This window comes from Nannocystis pusilla (assembly GCF_026626665.1).
Taxonomy (GTDB): domain Bacteria; phylum Myxococcota_A; class Polyangia; order Nannocystales; family Nannocystaceae; genus Nannocystis; species Nannocystis pusilla.
This window is the reverse complement of sequence record NZ_JAPNKE010000002.1, coordinates 3,514,759-3,535,772: the sequence shown is the minus strand read 5'-3', so window position 1 is coordinate 3,535,772 and position 21,014 is coordinate 3,514,759. Positions and strand designations below refer to the sequence as shown.

Annotated in this window: 15 protein-coding genes; 9 read left to right on the top strand and 6 right to left on the bottom strand. The window is 72.9% G+C overall.

Annotation, left to right across the window (positions count from 1 at the left end; translation table 11 throughout):
• Positions 1-14 precede the first annotated feature (14 nt).
• From OV079_RS15485 to OV079_RS15455, 7 genes are all read left to right on the top strand, one after another.
• Positions 15-710, top strand: a complete 696-nt coding sequence (locus tag OV079_RS15485; RefSeq protein WP_267769384.1) for a PulJ/GspJ family protein — start codon at positions 15-17, stop codon at positions 708-710.
• 13 nt (positions 711-723) lie between these two features.
• Positions 724-2,094: a type II secretion system minor pseudopilin gene (locus OV079_RS15480; RefSeq protein ID WP_267769382.1), complete on the top strand. Its 1,371-nt coding sequence runs from the start codon at positions 724-726 to the stop codon at positions 2,092-2,094.
• Positions 2,095-2,134: 40 nt separating this feature from the next.
• Complete coding sequence (gene pilM / locus OV079_RS15475; RefSeq protein ID WP_267769381.1) at positions 2,135-4,492, top strand: pilus assembly protein PilM; 2,358 nt, start codon at positions 2,135-2,137, stop codon at positions 4,490-4,492.
• On the top strand, positions 4,489-6,027 hold the full coding sequence (gspN, locus tag OV079_RS15470; RefSeq protein ID WP_267769379.1) for a type II secretion system protein GspN: 1,539 nt from the start codon (positions 4,489-4,491) through the stop codon (positions 6,025-6,027). Before pilM ends, gspN begins: the two co-directional genes overlap by 4 nt.
• Positions 6,028-6,228: 201 nt before the next feature.
• Positions 6,229-7,608 carry a sigma-54-dependent transcriptional regulator gene (locus OV079_RS15465; protein WP_267769378.1) on the top strand — a complete coding sequence of 460 codons (1,380 nt, stop codon included), beginning with the start codon at positions 6,229-6,231 and terminating at the stop codon, positions 7,606-7,608.
• A gap of 281 nt (positions 7,609-7,889) precedes the next feature.
• Positions 7,890-9,515 carry a hypothetical protein gene (locus OV079_RS15460; protein ID WP_267769377.1) on the top strand — a complete coding sequence of 542 codons (1,626 nt, stop codon included), beginning with the start codon at positions 7,890-7,892 and terminating at the stop codon, positions 9,513-9,515.
• 13 nt (positions 9,516-9,528) lie between these two features.
• Positions 9,529-10,353, top strand: coding sequence for a hypothetical protein (locus OV079_RS15455; protein ID WP_267769374.1), 825 nt, complete (start codon positions 9,529-9,531; stop codon positions 10,351-10,353).
• Between the two features lie 185 nt (positions 10,354-10,538).
• Here OV079_RS15455 and OV079_RS15450 read toward each other — a convergent pair whose 3' ends face one another.
• Entirely contained in the window at positions 10,539-11,534 is a 996-nt protein-coding gene (locus OV079_RS15450; RefSeq protein ID WP_267769372.1) for a hypothetical protein, read from the bottom strand.
• A 110-nt stretch (positions 11,535-11,644) separates the two neighbouring features.
• On the opposite strand from OV079_RS15450, the gene OV079_RS15445 reads away from it, so the two are divergent.
• On the top strand, positions 11,645-12,490 hold the full coding sequence (locus OV079_RS15445) for a hypothetical protein (protein ID WP_267769371.1): 846 nt from the start codon (positions 11,645-11,647) through the stop codon (positions 12,488-12,490).
• A 260-nt stretch (positions 12,491-12,750) separates the two neighbouring features.
• On the opposite strand, the gene OV079_RS15440 is transcribed toward OV079_RS15445, so the two are convergent.
• The 5 genes from OV079_RS15440 to OV079_RS15420 all read right to left on the bottom strand — a co-directional run bounded on the left by OV079_RS15440 (position 12,751) and on the right by OV079_RS15420 (position 20,532).
• On the bottom strand, positions 12,751-13,887 hold the full coding sequence (locus OV079_RS15440) for a HEAT repeat domain-containing protein (protein WP_267769368.1): 1,137 nt from the start codon (positions 13,885-13,887) through the stop codon (positions 12,751-12,753).
• A 2-nt stretch (positions 13,888-13,889) separates the two neighbouring features.
• A complete protein-coding gene (locus OV079_RS15435; protein WP_267769366.1) occupies positions 13,890-15,662 on the bottom strand; it encodes a hypothetical protein in 1,773 nt (590 codons plus the stop codon).
• Positions 15,663-18,226: 2,564 nt separating this feature from the next.
• Positions 18,227-18,808 carry an RDD family protein gene (locus OV079_RS15430; RefSeq protein ID WP_267769364.1) on the bottom strand — a complete coding sequence of 194 codons (582 nt, stop codon included), beginning with the start codon at positions 18,806-18,808 and terminating at the stop codon, positions 18,227-18,229.
• A gap of 72 nt (positions 18,809-18,880) precedes the next feature.
• The gene (locus OV079_RS15425; protein ID WP_267769363.1) at positions 18,881-19,570 is read right to left on the bottom strand and encodes an RsmE family RNA methyltransferase; all 690 of its coding nucleotides are present in this window, start codon (positions 19,568-19,570) and stop codon (positions 18,881-18,883) included.
• On the bottom strand, positions 19,567-20,532 hold the full coding sequence (locus OV079_RS15420) for a 50S ribosomal protein L11 methyltransferase (protein WP_267769362.1): 966 nt from the start codon (positions 20,530-20,532) through the stop codon (positions 19,567-19,569). Before OV079_RS15420 ends, OV079_RS15425 begins: the two co-directional genes overlap by 4 nt.
• Before the next feature lie 240 nt (positions 20,533-20,772).
• On the opposite strand from OV079_RS15420, the gene OV079_RS15415 reads away from it, so the two are divergent.
• A complete protein-coding gene (locus OV079_RS15415) occupies positions 20,773-21,000 on the top strand; it encodes a hypothetical protein (protein ID WP_267769361.1) in 228 nt (75 codons plus the stop codon).
• Positions 21,001-21,014: the final 14 nt, after the last annotated feature.

The following is a 21,014-nucleotide window of genomic DNA, read 5'->3' as shown; positions in this document are numbered from 1 at the left end:
ATGTCGTTCCGACCATGTCCTCCAGGACAGCCCGCCAGCGCGGCCTGTCGCTGATCGAGATCCTCGTCGCGGTGGCGATGATGACGATGATGACCGCCTCGGTCTACGCCAGCTTCAGCACCACGGCGCAGAGCATGCGCTCGGCGGAGAAGACCCAGCAGAAGTACGCGGTGCTGCGCAACTGCCTGGCGCGCATGGGCACCGAGGTCTCGCTGGCGTACCTGTCGCACAACCGCCCGGCCGGCGACGACAGGCACTACACGCTGTTCGAGGGCCGCGACCAGTTCAACTCCGACAGCCTGACGTTCTCGGCGTTCGCCCACATCCGCATGCGCAAGGACGCCAACGAGAGCGACCAGTCGGTCGTCCAGTACTTCCTCGCCAAGGACCCGAACGACGCCAACCGCACCCACCTGTTCAAGCGCGAGACGCGGCGGCTCATGGGCGACGTGCCGGAGAAGATGGAGGAGTGGTGGCCGGCCTACGTGTTCTGCGAGGACATCAAGTCGTTCGACGTCAAGTTCTGGGACGTCAAGCGCATCGAGTGGCGCGACGAGTGGCGCACGATGAAGCAGGACATGCAGCCCAACCGCCTGCCCGAGCGCGTCAAGATCACCCTCGGCGTGTGGGACGCGGACCTCGGCAAGGAGGTCAAGTACGTGACCCAGACCCTCATCCCGATGCAGGAGCGCATCGACTTCTCCCGCTGAAAGGCCCCCGCCCGTGACCGCCCACCCCGACACCGCCAAGCCCAAGCGACATGTCCGTCCGGCCAGGTCCGGCGCGGCGCGTCGGCGCGGCGGCGGCAAGGAGCACGGCATCGCGCTGCTGATGGTGCTGGCCTGCATCGCGGTGCTGCTGCCGTTCACCGCCGCGTTCAGCTACACCACGCGCGTCGACTGGCAGGCCGCGATCAACCTGCGCGACGAGATCTCGGCGCGCAACCTGACCCGCGGCGGGATGCGCCTGTCGCTGCTGCTGTTCGAGCTGCAGCGCATGGTGTTCAACCAGAAGCAGTTCCGGCAGATGCTCGGCACCTGGGACATCACCCAGGTCGCGCCGTACCTGATGTCGGCGTTCGGCTCGAAGGACGGCCACGAGGCCATCTCGGGCCTGGTCGGCCTCGACAACTCGACCTTCAAGGACCTCGCCATCGACCACGGCGGCTTCGAGATCCGCGTCGAGGCCGAGAGCGGCAAGCTCAACGTCAACTGCCTGGCGGGGACCGGGCAGGGCAAGGACAACCCGCAGGCGCGCACCGTCGAGACGCTCGAGGCGATGCTGATGCCGACGCTCTACGACCCGCTGTTCGACGAGGAGAAGAGCGACGGCCAGCGCTACACCCGGGCCGACGTCATCAAGGCGATCGTCGACTACATCGACGAGGACAACAAGTCCTGGGACATGGTCAAGCTGGCCTCGTCGTCGACGCAGGAGCGCTACCGCTACACCGAGATCTTCGACCCGTACCAGCCGCGCAACGCCCGGATCGACAGCGTCGAGGAGCTGCACCTGGTCCAGGGCGTCGACGACGACCTGATGACGGCGATCGCCGCCGACCTCACCGTCTACGGCGGCTGCAAGGTCAACCTCAACTTCGCCAGCGCCGACCAGATCGCGCTGGTGCTGCGCCACTCGGTCACCGAAGAGGACAAGTGGAAGACCGAGGGCGAGAACTTCCTGATCAAGACGCTGCCGCTGGCCCGCTACGTGGTCGACACGCGGACGATGAGCCTGTTCTCCGACATGAAGGCGTTCAAGGAGTTCGTCGAGAAGCCCGACAAGCTCATGAACCCGATGGCCGCGCTCGGCGGCGGCGGCGCGGCCGGGCAGGCGCTCAACCGGGCCAACCTGCCGCGCATCCCCGAGGGCATGAACATCCGCGAGAACAGCGAGGAGAACAAGGACTCGGGCGAGCAGCTCGGCGGCCTCAGCGACATCGCCACCATCGCCCCCGAGCGGGTCTATCGCATCGAGATCATCGCCGAGGTCGGCGCGGTCAAGAAGCGCCTCACCGCGATCTACGACATGCAATTCGTCCGCAGCGAGGGCGCGAAGGGCACCGGCGCGTGGCTCTACCTGCGCGAGGACTGATCTCCATGGCTCTCATCTTCAACCGCAAGGACTGCCGCACGTGGCTCAGAAGTACGTAGGACTCGACCTCGGCACCTCCGAAGTCAAGGCCGTGCTCATCAACGCCGGCCTGCGCACCATCCAGGTGCTCGAGACGGTCGTCGAGCCGGTGACGCTCACGCCGCAGGGCGACACCTCGCTGGCCGCCGCGCTCGACATCGGCATCGCCGTGCTGCGCCGCCGCGGCTGGAACCACTACCCGATCGGCGTGGTGCTGCCCGGCAGCTTCGCGGCCTATCGCGTGTTCAAGTTCCCGTTCAGCGACCCGCGACGGATCGCCCAGGCGATCGCGTTCGAGGCCGAGGGCCAGTTCCCCGTCCCGCTCGAGAACCTCGAGCTCGACCACGTGCCCGCGACCGTCGCCGGCGGCGGCGGCCAGGCGCTCGCGGTCGCGGTCCGTCGCTCCGCCGTCGACCAGGTCCAGGCCGCGTTCAAGGCGGCGACGATCGACGTCAAGCTCATCACCGTCGACGTCCTGGCGACCGCGCAGGTGCTCACCGCCGACCTGCCCGAGCCGGCCAAGGGGGCGCCCTCCGAGGCGCGCACGCCGGTGGTGCTCGGCCTCGACATCGGCCACGCGACCACCGACCTGGTGGCCTTCGGCGCCAAGGGCCCGCTCGCGGCCCGCATGCTCCGCCGCGGCGGCGTGCACGTCACCCGCGCGCTGCAGCAGCGCTACCAGCTGAGCGACGCCGAGGCCGAGGCGGCCAAGCGCGACAACGCCTTTCTGCCGCACCGCGGCCAGGGCGACCTGTCGGCGGAGCAGCTCGAGTCGGCGACGATCGTGGCCCGCGCGCTCGAGCCGGTGGTGCGGGAGATCGAGCACACGCGCATGTGGCTGCGGGCCGAGTTCTCGGCCGAGGTCGTGCAGCTGCGCCTGTCCGGCGGCGGCGCCAACCTCCGCGGCCTCGACGCCTACCTGGCCGAGCAGCTCGGCCTGCCGACCGAGCGCGCCCGCCCGCGCGAGAGCCTCGGCCTCAAAGGTCTCGCGGGACATGACTGGACGGCCATGTCGGCGGCGCTCGGCGGCGCCGTCGGCTGCGCCCGTCGGCCGCTGATCCAGCTGCACAAGGACGCCGCCGTCCAGCGCGGCGGCGACGGCAGCTGGATCGCCGAGCGCATCGCCACGGTCGCCGCGCTCGGGTTCGCGATCCTCGCGTTCGGCGTGGTCGACACCGTGGTCGGCTCGAGCGCGCTCGAGGCGGAGCGCGCGGCCTACGAGGAGGAGCTCGGCGAGGCCAGCCACAAGGTGTTCGGCGAGGCGCTCACCTCGAAGGCCGAGATCGAGGACCGCCTCAACGCCGTCGACGGCCGCGACATCACCAAGCTGATCCCGCAGCGCGGCGCGCTCGACGTGCTCGCCGGCTTCGTCAAGGCGGCCACGCCGACCGGCCCGAAGCCGGCGCCGGCGCCGACGCCGATGGTGGCGGAGGAGGGCGCCAGCCCCGACGCCGAGCGCGTCGGCGACGACGCCGACAGCGCCGGTGCAGCTGCCCTCGGTCGAGGGCTCGGCGGGCGTCGTGTGGGACGACGACTTCGTGCTGTCGCTGATCGAGATCCGGCCGCGCGCGATCCAGTTCCGCGCCTCCGCCACGCGCTCGTCGGCGCAGGAGCGGTTCAAGAACAAGCTGCTGCAGACGCTGCCCTGCGTCATCCCGTTCCAGGTCGCCAAGGTGCGCGACGAGGGCACCAAGAAGGTGTTCGACCCCAACATCGAGCACGACTGCTACAGCAGCACGGAGACCGAGTCGTGAGCGCCATCGAAACCACCCTGTTCGGGTTCATGTCCCGCTTCAACCAGCGCGAGCGGGCGCTGCTCGGCGTGCTGATGCTGGTGTTCTTCGTCACCGCCGTCGGCGTGCTCTACATGATGCGCAAGAGCTCGTTCGACACGGCCCGCGCCGAGATCGCCGAGCTGCGCGAGGCCCTCGTCCTCGTGCGCACCAAGGGCACCGCGTACGACACCAAGAAGAAGGAGAAAGAGGCGCGCGAGGGCAGGATCGCCAGCGCCCAGCCGATCGTGTTCTCGATCCTCCTCGAAGAGGCGCAGAAGGACCTGGTCACCGGCACCCTGCGCGGCGAGGAAGAGCGGCAGCCGATGGTGGTCGACGAGGAGAAGGGCCTGACCAAGCGCGTGGTCGCGTTCGAGGTCCGCAACGTGGCGCTCGAGGAGCTGCTGAACTTCCTCGCCAAGCTCGAGGGGCAGCCGGGCAACATCCTGTTCGTCGAGCGCCTGATGCTGCGCTCGCCCTCGGCGCTCGAGGACCGCCTCAACGCCGAGGTCGAGCTCGCCACGTGGCAGCTGCAGAAGCCCGAAGAGCCGGCGCCGGTGCCCGGCGGCGAGGAGGGGGAGTCGTGAAGATCCGCCTGCCCAACCTCGCCAACCTGCGCCGCGGCGGCGGCGACCTGCCCGCGGCTCCGCCCGCGAGCGGCACCATCGTCGCGCCGGCGGCCCCGATCGGCGGCTTCGGCGACCGCATGCGCCTGTTCTCGCGGCGCCTCCGCAGCTCCGCCGGCTGGGTGTTCCTGGCCGTGTTCGTGTTCTTCGCCTTCATCTGGATCAGCCTGCCGACCCGCGCGCTCGCGTGGCGCATCGGCCACCAGGCGCGCCAGGCCGGCTACCTCATCGACATCGAGGACATGTCGGTGCGGCCGTGGGGCAGCGCGACGCTCTACAACGTCACGTGGACGTACGCGCCGTCGCACCCGGGCCAGATCCCGCACCAGATGGTGCTCGACGCGGTCGACGTCGACTTCTCGATCCTCGGCTACCTGCTGCTCGGCAACATCGACGTCGAGGTCGACACGATGCTCGACGAGGCGCCGATCCACGCCGAGTACGCGCGCAGCGGCAGCGAGTCGAGCATCAAGATCGAGGTCACCGAGCTGCCGCTCGGCTCGGTGCCGAAGCTGCAGCAGGCGCTGGGCGCCCCGCTGCGCGGTCTGTTCGCCCTGCACGTCGACATGACGATGCCGGAGAACCTGTTCGAGAAGGCCGAGGGGTCGATCTCGCTCGAGTGCGCCTCGTGCTCGATCGGCGACGGCGAGGAGCTGCTGTTCATCCCCGGCTCGTCGGGCATCACCGCCAAGGGCATCACCATCCCCGAGATCGACCTCGGCACGCTGGTCGGCAAGCTGAAGGTCGCGGAGGGCCGGGCCACCGTCGAGGACTTCAAGACCAAGAGCGCCGACATCGAGCTCGAGCTCACCGGCGACATGCCGCTCAAGGATCCGTTCTCGAAGTCCGAGTTCGCGTTCCAGATGAAGCTGCTGGTCACGCAGGCGCTGCAGGACAAGAGCGAGACGTTGCGCTTCGCGGTGCAGACTGCCGGCCCGTCGTCGAAGATGGATCCGCCGGACGACGGCTGGCTCGGCTTCAAGCTGCGCGGCACCGTCGGCAAGCCGCGCTTCATGGGCATCAAGAGCAAGACCGCCGAGGAGCGGATGCTCGAGCGGCGGCAGAAGAACGCCGAGCGCGAGGCGGCCAAGAAGGCGCGCACGAAGTCGCGTTCGACGAAGAAGACCGAGGAGAAGGACGCGCTCGAGCGCAACAACGGGCCGGAGCTGCCGAGCGTCGGGGCGGGCGAGACCGGCGGGGCCGACCGCGAGCCGACGAAGGCGCCGGACACCGAGATGCGTCCGGCCGAGCCGCCGTCGACGCCGTCGACGCAGCCGCCGCCGCCCGAGCCGGAGCCCGAGGCGCGGCAGGAGGAGCCGCCGCCGCCGCCGCCGCTGCCGCCGGCGATGGAGGAAGTGCAGCAGCCGGAGGGTGGTCAGGGGCAGGGCCAGGGCGACGGTCAGGCCCCGCCCGAAGGCCAGCCGGACGGCCAGGCGCCGGCCGAGGCGCCCCGCGAGGGCGAGGCGCCGCCGCCGAATGACGCGCCGACTGGCTGAACGCCGTGCCAGTGCGCCTTCCGTGCCAGACATGAAAATCTCGCAACGATAGGAGAATCGTCGTGGGCGGAGGACGCGGGTTTGCGCGAGCGCGCAAAGTATGCATTACACCCGCGCATCTTCCGCCCGCAGAGTAGGCGAAGCCCCGCGGAGGTACCGCCTATGACGAACTTTGAAGAGACCAGGCCGACCCGAATTTTAGTGGTCGATGACGAGTCAAGCGCACGCTCTGCACTCAGCGAGCTGCTGCGCGAGGAAGGTTATGAAGTCCAGTCCGCCGCCGACGGATACAAGGCGCTCGGACGCATCGACCAGTGGGAGCCGGATGTCGTCATCACCGACGTCAAGATGCCCGGCCTCAATGGCCTCGAGCTCATATCCAAACTCCGTGAAATCTACCCTGACGTCGCGGTCGTCGTGATGACGGCCTTCGGCTCGGTCGAGGGCGCCGTCGAGGCGCTCCACCTCGGCGCCGACGATTACCTCAGCAAGCCCGTCGACCTGCCGCAGCTGCTCATCGTGCTGCAACGGGTCCTGCGACACCGCGCGCTGCAACGCGAGGCCCGCCACCTCCGCTCGGCGCTCGCTAGCCAGCGCGCCGACCAGCGCGCCGGCATCATCGGTCAGTCGAAGGTGTTCCGCGACCTCCTCGGCCTCGCGCGCCAGGTCGCCGACTCGCCGGTGTCGGTGCTCGTCACCGGCGAACGCGGCACCGGCAAGCAACACCTGGCGCGCCTGATCCACCACTGGTGCGGCCGCCGCGGCCCGTTCGTCAGCCTGCAATGCAGCGGCTTCACCGACGAGGCGTGCGCCCGCGAGCTGTTCGGGGTGCGCGACGGCGAGGCGGTGCTGCGCGAGGGCCGACTCGTCGAGGCCGACGGCGGCACGCTCTTCCTCGCCGACGTCGACGAGCTGCCCCCGGGCGTGCAGGCGGCGCTGCTGCGGTTCCTGCAGGATCGGGCGTTCTGCCGCGTCGGCGACAGCGAGCCGCTGCAGGCCGATGTCCGCGTGATCGCGGCGACCAGCCAGGATCTCGGCGCGGCCAAGGGCAGCAAGCTGCGCGAGGATTTGTATTACCGCCTCAACGTGGTCAGCCTGCGCATGCCGTCGCTGCGCGAGCGCCGGGACGACATCCCGCTGCTGGCGATGCACTTCCTGCGGCAGTTCGCGGCCCAGGCACATCGACCGGTGGTCGGCTTCAGCGAGCGGGCGCTCGGGGTGCTGCTCGGGTGCGACTGGCCGGGCAACATCCGTCAGCTCGAGAACAGCGTCGAGCGAGCGGTGGTGCTCGCGCGCGGTGCGGAGATCGAGCCGCGCGACCTGCCGCGCGAGCTGATGTCGAAGATGCGCGGCGACGACTCGGCGCCCGTGATCCCGGGCGCGTCGCTGCGAGAGATCGAGCGCTACGCGATCCTGCGGACGCTCGAGCACGTCGGCGGCAGCACGAGCAAGGCCGCGAAGATCCTCGGGATCTCGCCGCGCAAGATTCAGTACCGCCTCAACGAATACCGCGTCGCTCCGCAGACGGGGATGCCCCCCGTGCCGCCCGAGCCGCACGCGCACCGCGGCGCGCTGAAGTAGGGCGCAGAACATCGAACCGCGGCGCGTGACCACGGTTCACCGACTTCCATGGCTGTCCCGAGGGACATGTCGTATCGCTCCAGCGCCGCTGCGCCCGGGCGCGTGGAGCGCGCGTCCGGTGACGTCGTGGCAGCGTGTTACGCTCGCGCCTTCGGAGGGTGCGATGAAGGAGATCGAGATTCGGATCGGGCGTGGCGCCGCGGCCACGCGTTTCGCCGCCGTCCTTGTCAAGTCCGGCAGCACGGCCACCCGCAGCTTCGAGCGCGCGCAGCGGCCCGGGCGTGCAGCTCCACCTCACCGGCGAGCGCGACTACCACGTCGCCCTCGTCGCCGAGCCCTCGGCGGCCGACAAGGCGCTGCTGCGGTCGTCGGTCGGGCACAAGCTCCTGCTCGACTTCCCCGGCCGCCGCGCCGTCCGCCAGCGTCTCGCCGGTCTCTCGGGACAGGGCCTTCAGGACAGGCCGGAGCCCCGGGCGGCGGCGCTCGACCTGACCGCGGGCATCCACGGGGCGGCCCCGCTGTTCCTGCTGCCGTCCGGCGAGCTGGCCGGCGACGCTGCCGGACCTGCCCCGAAGGACATATCGGCGCTGCCGGTGTTCGTCGCCGCGGCGCGGTGGATCTCCGCGCGGCGGACCTCGAGCTTCGAGTGCCTGTTCCCGCCGAGCGCGTTCTTCCCCGACGAGCCGCTGCGGACCGAGCGGCTGACGCCGGCGCAGGCAGGGGCGCTGCTGCAGCAGGTCGAGGCGGTGTTGACCGCGGCGGCGCCCGCGGGTCCGCACGGGGCGGTCGACGACGCGGTGCAGCTGCGCTCGGCGGCGCTGACGGTGCTGTCGCACGTGGTCGCCACGGTGCTCAAGGACCCGGAGTTCCGCGCCGCCGCCGACGCGGCCGCCGCTCGCATCTTCCGGCTGATCGACGACGAGGCCGGACCCGGCGGGCGCAGCGAGCTGCGGGCGCACGCCATCTCGCTGCTGTCGCTGCGCGGTCCGGCGCTGCGGCCCGAGCAGCAGGCGCGCGCGCAGGCGCTGCTGCGCTCGCTGTCGCGGCAGGCCCCGCCGTACGCGGCGCTGAACGGGCCGTGGCGGCTCGCTCTGGCCTCGGCGTCCGAGTTCTTCCCCGGCGAGGTCGAGCTGCTGCAGACCAAGTACGGCTTCACCAAGATCGCCGCGCCCGAGGGCACGCCGAAGCCGCCGAACCAGTGGGGCGAGGGCTACGCGGTGCTGCAGGCGCCGTTCGTCGGCAAGGGCGGGCGCGAGTTCTTCGTGTTCGCCCGCTCGGCCTCGCCGCGCGACGAGAACTTCGAGATGTCGCAGGAGTTCTTCACCGGCCTGCTCGTCAGCCGCCACGCCAACCTCGGCGCCTACGACATGCGCGCCTCGGCGATCCAGACCCAGCAGGTCGGCTACAAGCTGATGATGAACTGCCAGTGCGCCGGCCTGACCACGCGCTTCGCCATCGCCCGCATGTTCCCCGACGCCGACATCTTCTCGAGCTGGGACTCGACCTACTTCCGCACCGGCGAGGGCGACAAGGTGGTGGCCTCGGAGGGCATCGACTGCTTCGTGGCGATCCTGCGCGGCCTCGCCGAGGAGGAGGACTTCGCGGCCATCGACCAGCGGATCCGCAAGGCCCAGTGGCACCACCGCCAGAGCCGCACGCCCGACTTCGTGCAGTTCATCGGCCCGGCCCACCCGCTGGTGGTGGCGCGCTACCAGGACATCAACCGCGACGGCAAGGCCGACTACTACGACGGCTTCCTCGACTTCCGCCTGGTCGAGATCGCCGAGAGCCTCAAGGACTCGGCGGTGCCGCGCGACCCCGGCGCGTCGCCGTCGCAGATCAGCGGCGAGGCGGCGCGCGGCTCGGCTGGCCGCCGGCAGCCTCAACCGGGTCACGCAGTACTCTGAACTTTGGGACAGCTTGCCGGGTCAGGCCGAGATCCTCTACGCGTTTCGGGCCGGCGGCTTCTTCAGCGGCGCCGAGCCGCCGCGCGACGTGCCGGCCGGCAAGGGCCCGCGCGGAGAGCTCGGCCGCTTGCCCGCGGTGGTCCGCTACGTCCGCGACCCGGCCGGCGACGCGCTGACCGCCGACGTGCTGTTCCACAGCCACCTCAGCCACAGCGCCCAGGAGCTCAAGCGCTTGCTGGTCGCCGCGGAGGCGTGGTGGCGGGCGATCGACCTCGGCTACCTCGCCGACGCGCCGCCGCTCGACACGCCGCTCGGCCAGCGCGCCGGGCTGCTGCTGCTGCTGGCCGGCCTGCTCGAGTTCCCGGCCGACCAGAACTTCGTCGACGGCCTGTGGGAGATGGCGCTCGACATGCTGCAGCTGCCACGGCTGTCCCGCTCGCTGATCCGCCGCTGCAACAGCGACGAGGACCACGACAACGGCAACTACTACGGGTCGGTGCGAGGCATCCGCGAGCTCGTCGGCACGGCCGAAGCCCCCGGCGGGGCGCTCAAGCAGGCCAACCCGGAGGCCTACGAGGACCTGGCCGCCGCCGACCCGGCGATCGGCCGCGCCCGCCCGCTCGGCGAGGTCGCGCAGGCGGCAGGTGTGAAGCAGCTGAGCGCTGCGATCGGCCTCGCCCGCCCGCCCGGCGAGGTCGCGCAAGCGGCAGGGTGTGAAGCAGCTGAGCGCTGCGATCGGCCTCGCCCGCCCGCTCGGCGAGGTCTCGCAGGCGGATGGGGCGTGAACCAGATGGGCGCGGCGATCGGCCGCGCGCGCCCGCTCGGCGAGGTCGCGTGAGCGGCAGGGGCATGAACCAGCCGGGCGCGGGCGCCGGGGCAACGCCGCTGCTGCGACGCCTGTCGGCGTGCACGTTCACGGCGCCCTGACTCGCGGGCTGCCGGGCTCGCGCGAGGCGACGCTCGCAGGAAGTATCTCGTCCGCGAATATGCGCTTCAGGACATGTCCCGAAGCACATGCGCAGCTCACTCCGTGTTGCTGTCCGCAGGGACCTGCTCTTCGGGCAATGTCCCGGCGACCAGGTGCTCGAGCCAGGCGGCGAAGCGCGGGCCGGTGAGCCCGTGGCCGAGGTGGTAGCGCAGCTCGGCCTCGACCGCGCCGCGCCACGCCTCGATCTCGCCCGAGCCGGCCAACAGCTCGCCGACCGTGACGTCGCCGAGGCCGGCGACCGCCTCCGTGAGGACGGCTTCGACCTCGGCGGGCAGGCGGTCCCAGGCTGCGACCGCGACCAGCGCGGCCTGGACGTCGGCCGCGACCACGGCCGGGTCGAGCTTGACCAGCTTGGCGTGGACGGCCGACTCCGGCAGGTCGAGCAGCGAGGCGAGGACGTCGGCGCGGAAGGCCGCGCCCTCGCCGGCGTGCTTGGGGTCGCTGACGCGGTCGACGATCATGTCGATCACGCGACCGACGGCGCCGTCGACGAAGCCGCGCACGCGATCCTCGACCGAGGCGTCGAGCCCGACCACGGAGGCCACGCCCTTGGCGACGCCGAACAGCTTCGAGGTGACGCCGGCGCCCGGGATCTTGCTGGTGTCCGGCAAGATCGAGCCGACCTTCTTGGCGAAGTCGAGCAGGGTGGTGTGGAGGATCGTGCGCGACAGGTCGCGCACGGTCGCCTGATCGACGACGGCTCGCACGAGCGCGCGGTTCGGCGTGTAGGGCCTGCGGACCACGGTGCGAAGCAACGGCAGCAGGTCGCCGGGCAGCCGCGCGCGCAGCGTGCCCTGCCGCGGACGGATCCGGGCCAGAGCGTCGCGGAGGCGCTGCTCCAGCCACGACGCGTGGCCGGGCGCGGCGGCGACGGCCTGCAGGCCGGTGACGATCAGCGGGGTCAGCCGGACGGGATCGATGAAGCGGCGCGCCGGCGCAGCGAGGACCTCGTCGACCAGCAGCGCTGCCAGCGCGGCGAGGTAGCGCGGCTCGTCGCGCAGTCGCGCGAGGAGGGCAGGGACGTGGGGCACGCCGGCCCTATACCAAGCTTCTCGCACGGGGGATACGCTGGTCCTCACGACGCGCTACGCCGAGCTCTCGCCCGAGACCCGGCCTCCACCACGCGCGTTGTCCCGCCGCCATGCACAGTCGCAACGTCGAGATCAAGAGCCCCTGCCACGAGTCGTGGGACGCCATGCACGGCGATGCGGAGCGCCGCTTCTGCGATGTCTGCGCCAAACACGTGCACAACCTCTCGGCGATGACGCGGCAGGCCGCCACCGATCTCCTGCAGGCGCACAAGGGCGAGCACCTGTGCGTCCGCTACTCGAACCAGGAAGACGGCCAGATCGCGTTCCGCGACACCGTCCCGCTGTCTCGCCTCCGCCCGGTGCGGACCGCCTTCGCGGCGCTGCTGCTCGCCGCCTGCGCCCCGCACGGCGACGGCCCGCCGATCCAGGACATCGGCGACATCGCCATCGAGGCGATGGCCCGCGACGCCAAGCCCTCGCCGGAGGGCGGCTGCGAGGTCCAGACCGGGCCCTTCACCACGATGCACTTCCCCGCGGGTCACGAGGTCTGCAAGAACGTCGTCGATCTGGGGGCCCAGATCCGTCCGCCTCAGCCGCCGCCGATCCCGACGACCCCCGAGGTGACGGTGCCGACGATGGGCGCCGCGCCGATCGCCGCCGACCCGCCGCCGCCGCCGCCGACCGAGGAGTTGATGGGCAAGGTGGCGCCGGTCGAGCACGCGAAGATGGGCGAGGCGATGCCGGAGGTGAAGGAGCCGTGCGACCCGCAGCCCGGCTTCGCCCCGCCGCCGCCGCAGATGGGCCAGGCGCCGGTGAAGGTGGTCGAGCCGCCCAAATCGGAGCCGCTGATGGGCGACATCGCCGTCGACATCCCGCCGCCGCCGCCCGAGCCGGTGCGGATGGGCCGGATCGCCCCGGCCAAGACCGGCACCGCGAAGGTCGTCGGCGACCGCTGAGCGGGGATCGACGGAGCATGTCCGGACGGTCATGCTTGCGCCGAGCCCTTGCGAGCTCGGGCCGCGCAGGTGCGGCGCCGTGGCCGCGGCGGTCGTGGGCATGGGCGAAGGCCGCGCCCGGACGGCCGGGCCTGCGGCCGTACCGGTGAGCACGCCTCGCGCCCGCTCGGGTGGCGCGCGGGCCATGGTCCAGAGGACATGCCCGAAACGCCATGCTGCTTCGGGCATGTCTTCGAGGACATGCCCGAAGCGACAGGCGCTCAGCTACCGGCGGTGAAGTCCTCGCGGTTGCTGTCCCACCAGGCTTGCCAGGCGCGCAGGGCCAGGTCGCGGCTGCGGCGGTCGCCCTCGGCCGGGAACGGGATCCGCTGGCCGGTGATCCGCGCCAGCTCGTCGGCGGCCCAGCGGCGCACGGCCTCGTCGCGGTGGCGCAGGCCGTCGATGACCCACTCGATGCGCGGCTCCTGGCCGTGCTCGGCGTACCAGGCCCGCCAGCGCTGGGCGCGGTAGCCGTGGTGCTTGGCGGTGATCGAGCACAGGGCCTCGAGCGCGGCCTCGCGGACGTGCTTGTCGCGGACCGCCAGCAGGTCGATGAGGCGCGGCACCGCGAGGGTGTCGCGCAGGGTGCCGGCGGCCTCGACCGCGAGCAGCTGGCGGTCGCGGTCCGAGCTCTCGAGCTCGCCGCGGATCTCCGCGGCCACCGTCGCGAAGTCGGGCACGCGGCTGTAGGACTCGAGCACGCGGGTGGCGATCAGCCGCACGTCGGGGTCGGGGTCGAACGCCAGCTCGCCGAGCGGCCGCAGGCACTTCGGGTCGCGCAGCTCCTGGAACAGGAACGCGGCGTAGAAGCGGATCTGCGGCCGTGCGCTGGCGAACAGGGCGAGCACGTGCGGGCTGACCGCGTGGCCGAGCTCGACGCAGGCGCGCAGCAGCGGGCCGTGAGCGCTCGGCGGCGGGAAGTTGGTCGCGTTGGCGAGGTCGATGGGACCGGGGAAGCGCGCGGCCAGGCGGGCCAGACCGCGCTCGTCGAGCGCGCGCAGCCGCGACACGCTGGTCCACTCGGCCGGGTTCTGCAAGAAGTCCTCGATCACCGCGTCGATCTCGCGGTCGTCGAGCGCCGCGCCGGAGGCGGCCTCGGCGGTCGCGGCCGGCTCCTCGGTCGACGGCTCGTCGCTCGCGGGCGGCTCGGCGGCCGGCGCGGCCGCGGGGCGGTCGGCCGCCGGCGGGGCCGCGACGGACCCGCTGGCTTCGGCGGCGTCGCCAGTCGCGTCGACCTGCGCCTTGGAACCGGTCGCCAGAGACATGTCCTCGGGGGCATGTTCCGAAGGGATGGCCCCTCGCGCGGTCGACTGGGCCGAGGCGTCGTCGGCCTCCGCCTCGCGCACCAGCTTGGGCATGGTCAGGGCGCTGGACGAGGAGTCGGGGCGCGGGTCGTGCTTGCCGCGCCGCCGGCGCTGCGCGGGCCGATCAGCGTGGTCGGCATCGACAGCGTCGGACCGCCCTCGAGCTCGTCGGGGTCGCTGCGACGAGCCATCGGGTGCGGCGTGGCGGTGAGGCCGCCCGAGCGCCGCAGCGTCTTCGGGATCACCAGCACCGGCTCGTCCTCGGCCGGCTCGTTCCCGCGGCGACGGCGGCCCGCGCCGGGCGTGCCGGGCGGGGCGACGAGGTTGGGGATCAAGGTCTCGGGCGGGACCGGGGAGTCGACCCGCGGGAGGTCGAGGACGGTCTTGGCGTCGGGCGCGGCGCGGGTCTCGACCAGCAGCGGCTCGTGCGTCGGCGGCGGCGAGAGGTCGAGCATGGTCGGGGTGTCGGAGGCGGCGCGCGGCCACTCGTCGAAGTCGTCGCGCGTGGATGCCCGCGTGGTCTCCTCGAGCACCACCCGCGGCGCGCCCGGCAACGTCGCCGCCGGATCGTGATCGACGCGGGCCTCGGCGGCGGTCGCGGCCGAACGCAGCGCCGCGGCCACGGGCAGCGGGTCCTCGATGCCCGACGGCTCGGCGGTGGCGATCCAGCCCGGCATCTCCGGCTGCGGGCTCGCCGGCGGCGGCTCGGGGCTGTCCGATCGGGCATGTCCGAAGGTATTGGGCCGATCGGACAGGTCGATCGTCACCGCCGGCAGCGGCGGCTTGGTGAACATCGCGGCGAAGCGGGCCACGAGCGGGCTGTCCTGGCCGTTCTCGGGGCCGAGGGGCACCGGGACCGGCGCGAGGCCGAGGCCGGGGCCGCCGCGGCGCGGCGGCGGGCTGTCGGGCTCGTCGGGGTCGTCGGTGAGGTCCTCGTACTCCGGCTCGTCGGCGGGCGCGGGCGGCGGCTCGTCGGCGAGCGTCTGGGCCCGCACGAGCGCCGAGCTCTCGGCGCGCACCGGCAGCGGCGTCACGGTCGCCGGGTCGTCGCGCCGGATCGGGTTCTTCAGGGTGATGACGGCGCGCCCGCGGTTGGCGCGGCTGCGCATCCGGCTGGCGAGGCTGTTGCTGTCCCCGAAGCCAGGTTCACTCGCGGCGCCGCTCGCGGTCGGCGGCGCTTCGGGCTCGTCCGAGGCCTCGGCGACCGGCGGCTCGGGCTCGCTGTCCGAGCTGTCCGCAGAGACAGGTGGCGTCGTGCCCGGCGCGTCGGCCTCGTCGACGGTGACGATCGGGGTCGCCGGCCGGATCGACGGGCGCGTGCGGTCGGCCGGGCCGGCCCCTGGCGTGCCGCCGGGCACCACCCAGCCGAGCAGCCGCAGCAGCGCCTCGAGGCTCTGCCGGGCCGTGTCGCACAGCTCGCGCAGGACGGTCCGCTCGCGCGGATCGAACGCGACGCCGGAGCGGTCGAGGTAGAGCATCAGCACGGTGCGGCCGCCGGCGAGCACGGGCTCGAAGATGCAGGGGATCCCCAGCGGCTGGCCGACGGCGAACGACAGGCTCGGCTCGATCAGGAGGTGCAGCGGGCCCTGGCCGGACACCGCGCGATCGAGCAAGCCACCCTCGGGCAGCGGGATGACGAGGCCTTCGGACATCCGCAGCGCGCTGCCGGGCGCGGCCAGGACGCGCAGGCCCTCGCGCTTGACCCCGAACAGGGCCACGCGCGGGGCGATCAGGCTGGCGGCTCGCACCAGGGCCTCGGTGATCCGGTCGCGCTCGCGCGCGGTGGCGAGGGTGGCGCGGGCGGCGTCGAGGCGCTGCGCCAGAGTCATGACCATCGGCTGCGGCGCGGCCGGCGGCTTGCGCGTCGACGACTCGACCAGATCCTCGTCGGACGCGGTCTCCGGGGTGCTCGTGGCGACTTCGGCAGAGCTGGTCGAAGGGACAGGCTGGCTCGGCGCGGGCTCGACGGGACTGGCCGAAGAGACAGGTGGATTCGGCGCGGCCGCAGGGCGAGCGACGCCGTTGCTGGAGCCGTGCGCGGGGGGGACTTGTCGGGGGCGGGGAGGGCGCCACGCCGACGGGGATGCCGACGAGGGTGCGCCTGTCCCAATTGCCAGACGAGGTGTCCGAGTAGATCGGCACCCCGAGGGCCGGGGTCACCGGTCGCGGCGTGGTCGCCGGCGGCAGGATGATGAGCGGCGTGTCGGGGGCGATGGCCATCGCCGCCAGCGATGCGTTCTCGTCCTCGAAGCCGCCCGGGTCGATGAGCGGGGCGTCCGGGGCGACGGGGACGGGCGAGGGCCGCGTCGAGGGTCGGTTGGCCGCCGCAGCGGAATCGGGCTCGGGCGCGCGGGAGTCGTACGCCGCCGTCTGGCGGCTCGCCGCGGCGGCGGGCGTGGGGGCGGGCTCGGTCCGGCGTCCCGCAGCGGCGTGGCTCGGGGTGTCGAGCTGGGGTGACCTGGTCGGAGAGACAGGTGTCGTGTCTGACGCGGGCGCGCGGCCGGAGGGCGGGGCCGAGGAGCTGTCCGTGGGGACAGGTGCTGGCGCGCCGGTGACGCCCGACGACGCCGATGCTGCGCCTTGGCTGTCCTCAGGGACAGGTTTCGTGGGCGTGGCGCTCGCGGAGGCGGCCGTCCGGTCCGCGGTGAGGGCGCGGCGGCACGGACATCCCGGTCGGGCGCCGGCGAGCCGGCGGGAGTCGGCGCTGCGGGGGCGGCGGATGCCGGGTCGTTCCCCGGGCGGGCTCGGCTGCTCGATCCGGCCGTCTCGTCGCGGCTGTCCTTGAGGGCAGGTGCGAGCGGTTCGATCGAGCTGTCTCCGGGGACAGGCGCGGTTGCGGCGGCGTCGGCGGACGCGCCCGTCCGCGGCGAGCCGGTCGCAGCCTCCGCTGGCGGCGGAGCGGCGCTGGACGGTGACCCCGTCGCGCGCGCCGCGGTGTTCGGTCCCGACATCGCCGCCGGTCGCGGGCCGGCCATCTGTCTGTCCGCTGGGACAGGTACGTCGGCCTGCAGCGCGTCGGCCAAAGACGCCGGGGCGGCGGCAGTCGAAGCGGTCGTCCCGTCCGCCACGACAGGGGCAGTCCGCGGGTCTGCCGCGCCGCTCGAGCTCGCGGCGCCGGCGGCAGGCCCGGCCTCGGCGCTTTCTACCGTCGCGTCGACGGAGCTGTCCCCGGAGACAGGAGCATCCGGGGGGCCAGCGGCGGGCGCCGATCGCTGCGCGGCGCCGGCGGTCTGGTCGACCGCAGCGCCGTCGGTCCGCGACGAACCACGGGCAGGGCCCCCGGCCTCGACCTCCAGGCCATGGGTGGCGGCGGGCGCATCGGTGCGAGGGGCCGGAGCGCTGGACGTCGTGCTCCCGTCCGGGCGGGCCGCTCGTTCGGCGCCGGCGTTCGCTGCGTCGGCGATTCGAGCGTCGACCGGCGTGTCCGCGCCGGACGGCTCCCGTCGGGCGTCGGCGTGCGACCTGTCCGCGGGGACAGCCGCTTCCGTCGCGCGGTCGCCGGCCGGCCGGCTGTCCGCAGGGACAGCTGCCTCGGCGCGTGCATCCGCCGGCCGGCTGTCCGCGGGGACAGCTGCCTCGGCGCGGGCCTCGGTCGGCTGCCTGCCCGAAGGGACAGCTGCTTCGGAGCGAGCCTCCGTCGCCTGCCTGTCCGCGGGGGCAGCTGCCTCGGCGCGGGCTTCTGCTGGATGCCTGCCCGAAGGGACAGCTGCCTCGGCGCGAGCCTCCGCCGGCTGTCTGTCCGCCGGGGCAGGTGACTCCGTCGCCTGCCTGCTCGCGGGAACAGCTGACTCGGCGCGGGCCTCCGCCGGCTGCCTGTCCGCCGGGACAGCTGCTTCCGCCGCCCGCCTGTCCGCAGAGCCAGCCGCTTCGCTCGGCCGCGGCTCGGCGGCGCCCGGCACCAGGCTGATCGTGATCGAGGCGGTGCGCAGCGCCTCGAGGTAGTCGAGCAGGATCAGCGCGTAGCGCGGGGCGAGGATCGAGCCGGTGCGCTCGGCGGCGATCTTGGCCAGGCAGCACTCGGGCGCGACGACCGGGTAGAAGCCGCGGACCATGCGGTAGAGCTGGCCGAGCTTGGCGTCGGGCAGGTCGGGGTGGACGGCGACGATCAGCCGGCCGTCCTCCTGCGCGAGCGGCATGGCCCAGCCGATGTCGACCAGGTCTCTCGGGACGTGTTCCCAGGGACGGCTCGCCCCGCGCTCGAGCAGCCGCACCGGCGCGCCGGGCAGGCCGCAGGCGCTCTGCAGCAGGGCGTCGAGCTGCATCGGGGTCATCAACCCGAGCTCGAGGATCGCGGTGTCGAGGCTGCCGCCGGCGAGCTGCTGCCGCCGGGTCGCGGCCTCGAGATCGGCGCGCGACAGCGGGCCGTTGGCTTCGAGGTGGCGCAGGAGGAGGCTCAATGTTCCCTCACGACGTAGGTGCCTGTCAGGTAGTCGTGGAAGGCCCGCTTCTCGCGGTCGAAGGCCATCCACAGCGAGCCGAGGCCGCCGGGCACCAGGCCGACGGCGGTGCCCGCGAACCGCACCGTCGCGCGCACCGGGCCGACCTTGCCGCCGGCGCGGTGGACCACGCGGATCCCGGTGAGCTTCTGCCCGGGTGTCCTTCCGGACAGGGCGATGAAGAGCACGAAGTAGATCGCGACCATCACCAGGAGCGGCGCCAGCCACACGAGGATCTCGAGCGGGTCGACGGTCAGGAGCTGGAGCAGGCCGGCCCACGAGAAGGCGCCGCGCACCGGGCTCGCCTCGCCGATCACGCGCTGAAGACCGAGGTGCAGCGGGCCGGCGGTGACGAGCAGGATCGCGGCGTCGACCAGCGCGGCGGCGAGGCGACGCCAGAAGCCGGCGACGCGCACCGGCACCAGCGCTTGCCCGCACGCCGGGCACGTCGGTCGCCCGTCCTTGACGAGGCCGATGTCCAGCGCTGCGTCGCAGCTCGGACACGGTGCGGGTCGCTCCTTGCGGGACCAAAACGCCATCGGCGCGCACCATAACACGGCCCCGGGCCTCCCGGCCCGTCCCCGCGCGGCGCGGCCGGTCCCCGCCGGCGCTCAGGCGAACATCACGCGAGCGACGGCGACCAGCGCCGCCGTCTCGGTGCGCAGCGTGTAGGGCCCGAGGCCGAGCGCGCGGAAGCCCGCGGCGCGCAGCAGCGCCGCCTCCTCGGGGGTAAACCCACCCTCGGGCCCGACGCACACGCGAGCACCCGCGGCGACCGCCGGCGCGTCGCTCGATGTCGCGCGCAGCTCCTCCCACGCGAACAAGCCGGGGAGGTCGGTGCGCCGGTACGTGGCCTCGCGGAGATCGACGGGTCCCGAGATCGCGGGCGCGCGCGGCCTGCCGCACTGCCGCTGCGCCGCTCGCAGCACCCGCGCGATCCGTTCGCCGCCGGGCGCCGCGCCCTGGCTGCGGGCGCAGCGGACCAGCACGACCTCGGCGACGCCGATCTCGCACAGCGCCGGCAGCACGTCCAGCACGGTGGCCGGCTCGGGCATGCCGAGCAGGACCACGACCTCGCGCGCGGGGACCGGCACCGTTCGTTGCTCGAGCAACTTCACGGTGGTGCCGCGCGCGTCGCCGCCGACGACCTCGGCCAGCCACAGCGCGCCGTGGTCGTCGATCGCCTCGATGCGCGCGCCGTCGCCGACCCGACGGACCCGCCGGAGGTAGTGCGACTCGGCGGCGTCGAGGTCGACGCGCGCCGGGTCGGCCGGCGCGCCCACGAACACCCGCGTGCTCATCCGGCCGCTCGCAGGACCAGCGCGCACCACTCGGCGAGGTCGCGGCGGTCGGCCAGCGCCAGCCCGGCCGCGGTGTAGGCGGCCAGCACGTCCTCGGCCTCCTCGCCGAGCACGCCGCTGAGGACGACCGCGCCGCCGGGGGCGAGGCGGCGCGCGAGGTCGCCGGCGATCGGGATCAGCACGCCGGGGCGGATGTTGGCGAGGATCAGATCGAAGCTGTCCGAAAGTTCCAAGACGGTCGCGGCCCGGATCTCGAGCCGGTCCTCCAGCTTGTTGGCGGCGGCGTTCTCGGCGGTGGTGTCGGCGGCCTCGGGGTCGTTGTCGGCGGCGACCACCGCGGCCTGCGGGAACAGCCGCGCCGCCGCGAGGGCGAGGATGCCGGAGCCGCAGCCGAGGTCGAGCACGCGGTCGGGGCGCGCGCCGGCCTCGGCGAGGGCGACCAGCAGCTCCAGGCACAGCCGCGTGGTCTCGTGCTGGCCGGTGCCGAAGGCGCGGCCGGGGTCGAGGACCAGCTCCATCTCCGGGTCGCCGGGCCGGCGATCGATCCAGCTCGGCCGCACCAGCAGCGTCGTCGTCGCGGCCGAGAACACCAGCGGCGCGTAGAACTGCTTCCACGTGTCGCGCCAGTCGTCGTCGGTGCGCACCGCCGGGGTCAGCCGCAGCGGCAGGCGCAGGTCGGCGCCGAGCCGCTCGACCTCGGCGATGAGGCCTTCGAGGCCGTCGGGGGTGGTGTAAATCGTCAGCTCGGGGATCTCGCACCGACTGCCGAGCGTCGACGCGTCCCGCGTCTCCACACCCGCAGCGCGCGGGTCCTCGGCGATCAGCGTCGCCAGCGCCTCGAGCCGCTCCGACGCCTCGGTCAGCTCGCCGAGGTCGAGGCCCTCGCCGTCGTCGGACCGGCCGCGGAGCTGGACCAAAAGCGTCGCCCACGGTTCGGCGGTCGTCTCTGCTGTCTCACGCATGGCGCGGCAATATAGGCGAGTTCGTCACAATATCGACGGATCACATGCATGCTCAATTACAAAAAAGGCTCTAACAGCCCGTGACCTGCGGCCCGCGGGCCCGTGCGCACTTTAACTTTATTCGCCCCGTGGCCTCTGCCATACCTCAGGGCCAGATCTGGGCGGCGCCTCCGGCGACGGCGACCCATGAGGGGTTGGCCGCGACGCATCATCCCCCGGGCGCTGCAGAGGGAGAGGCACATGGTGGCATTTACGGGAGTCAAGGTGTTCTCGGCGACCAAGGCTTGGGAGCGCGAGCAGATCAGCGACCGCATCAACGAGTGGCTCGAGGCCAATCCCGGCGTCGAGATCGTCGACAAGGTGGTCACCCAGAGTTCCGACAGCGAGTTCCACTGCCTGACCATCACCCTGTTCTACAGCCGCCCGACCAGCCGTGGTGCCCACGCCCAGGCGTCCGCGGCGCCCTGACGCCGGTCGCGGCC

What these genes read in the sequence shown, in the direction of transcription:
- OV079_RS15415 (WP_267769361.1), top strand. Translation starts at nt 20,773, where the DNA reads ATGGTGGCATTTACGGGAGTCAAGGTGTTCTCGGCGACCAAGGCTTGG.
- OV079_RS15430 (WP_267769364.1), bottom strand. Translation starts at nt 18,808, where the DNA reads ATGGCGTTTTGGTCCCGCAAGGAGCGACCCGCACCGTGTCCGAGCTGC.
- OV079_RS15420 (WP_267769362.1), bottom strand. Translation starts at nt 20,532, where the DNA reads ATGCGTGAGACAGCAGAGACGACCGCCGAACCGTGGGCGACGCTTTTG.
- OV079_RS15445 (WP_267769371.1), top strand. Translation starts at nt 11,645, where the DNA reads ATGCACAGTCGCAACGTCGAGATCAAGAGCCCCTGCCACGAGTCGTGG.
- OV079_RS15435 (WP_267769366.1), bottom strand. Translation starts at nt 15,662, where the DNA reads ATGACTCTGGCGCAGCGCCTCGACGCCGCCCGCGCCACCCTCGCCACC.
- OV079_RS15440 (WP_267769368.1), bottom strand. Translation starts at nt 13,887, where the DNA reads ATGCCCAAGCTGGTGCGCGAGGCGGAGGCCGACGACGCCTCGGCCCAG.
- OV079_RS15485 (WP_267769384.1), top strand. Translation starts at nt 15, where the DNA reads ATGTCCTCCAGGACAGCCCGCCAGCGCGGCCTGTCGCTGATCGAGATC.
- OV079_RS15425 (WP_267769363.1), bottom strand. Translation starts at nt 19,570, where the DNA reads ATGAGCACGCGGGTGTTCGTGGGCGCGCCGGCCGACCCGGCGCGCGTC.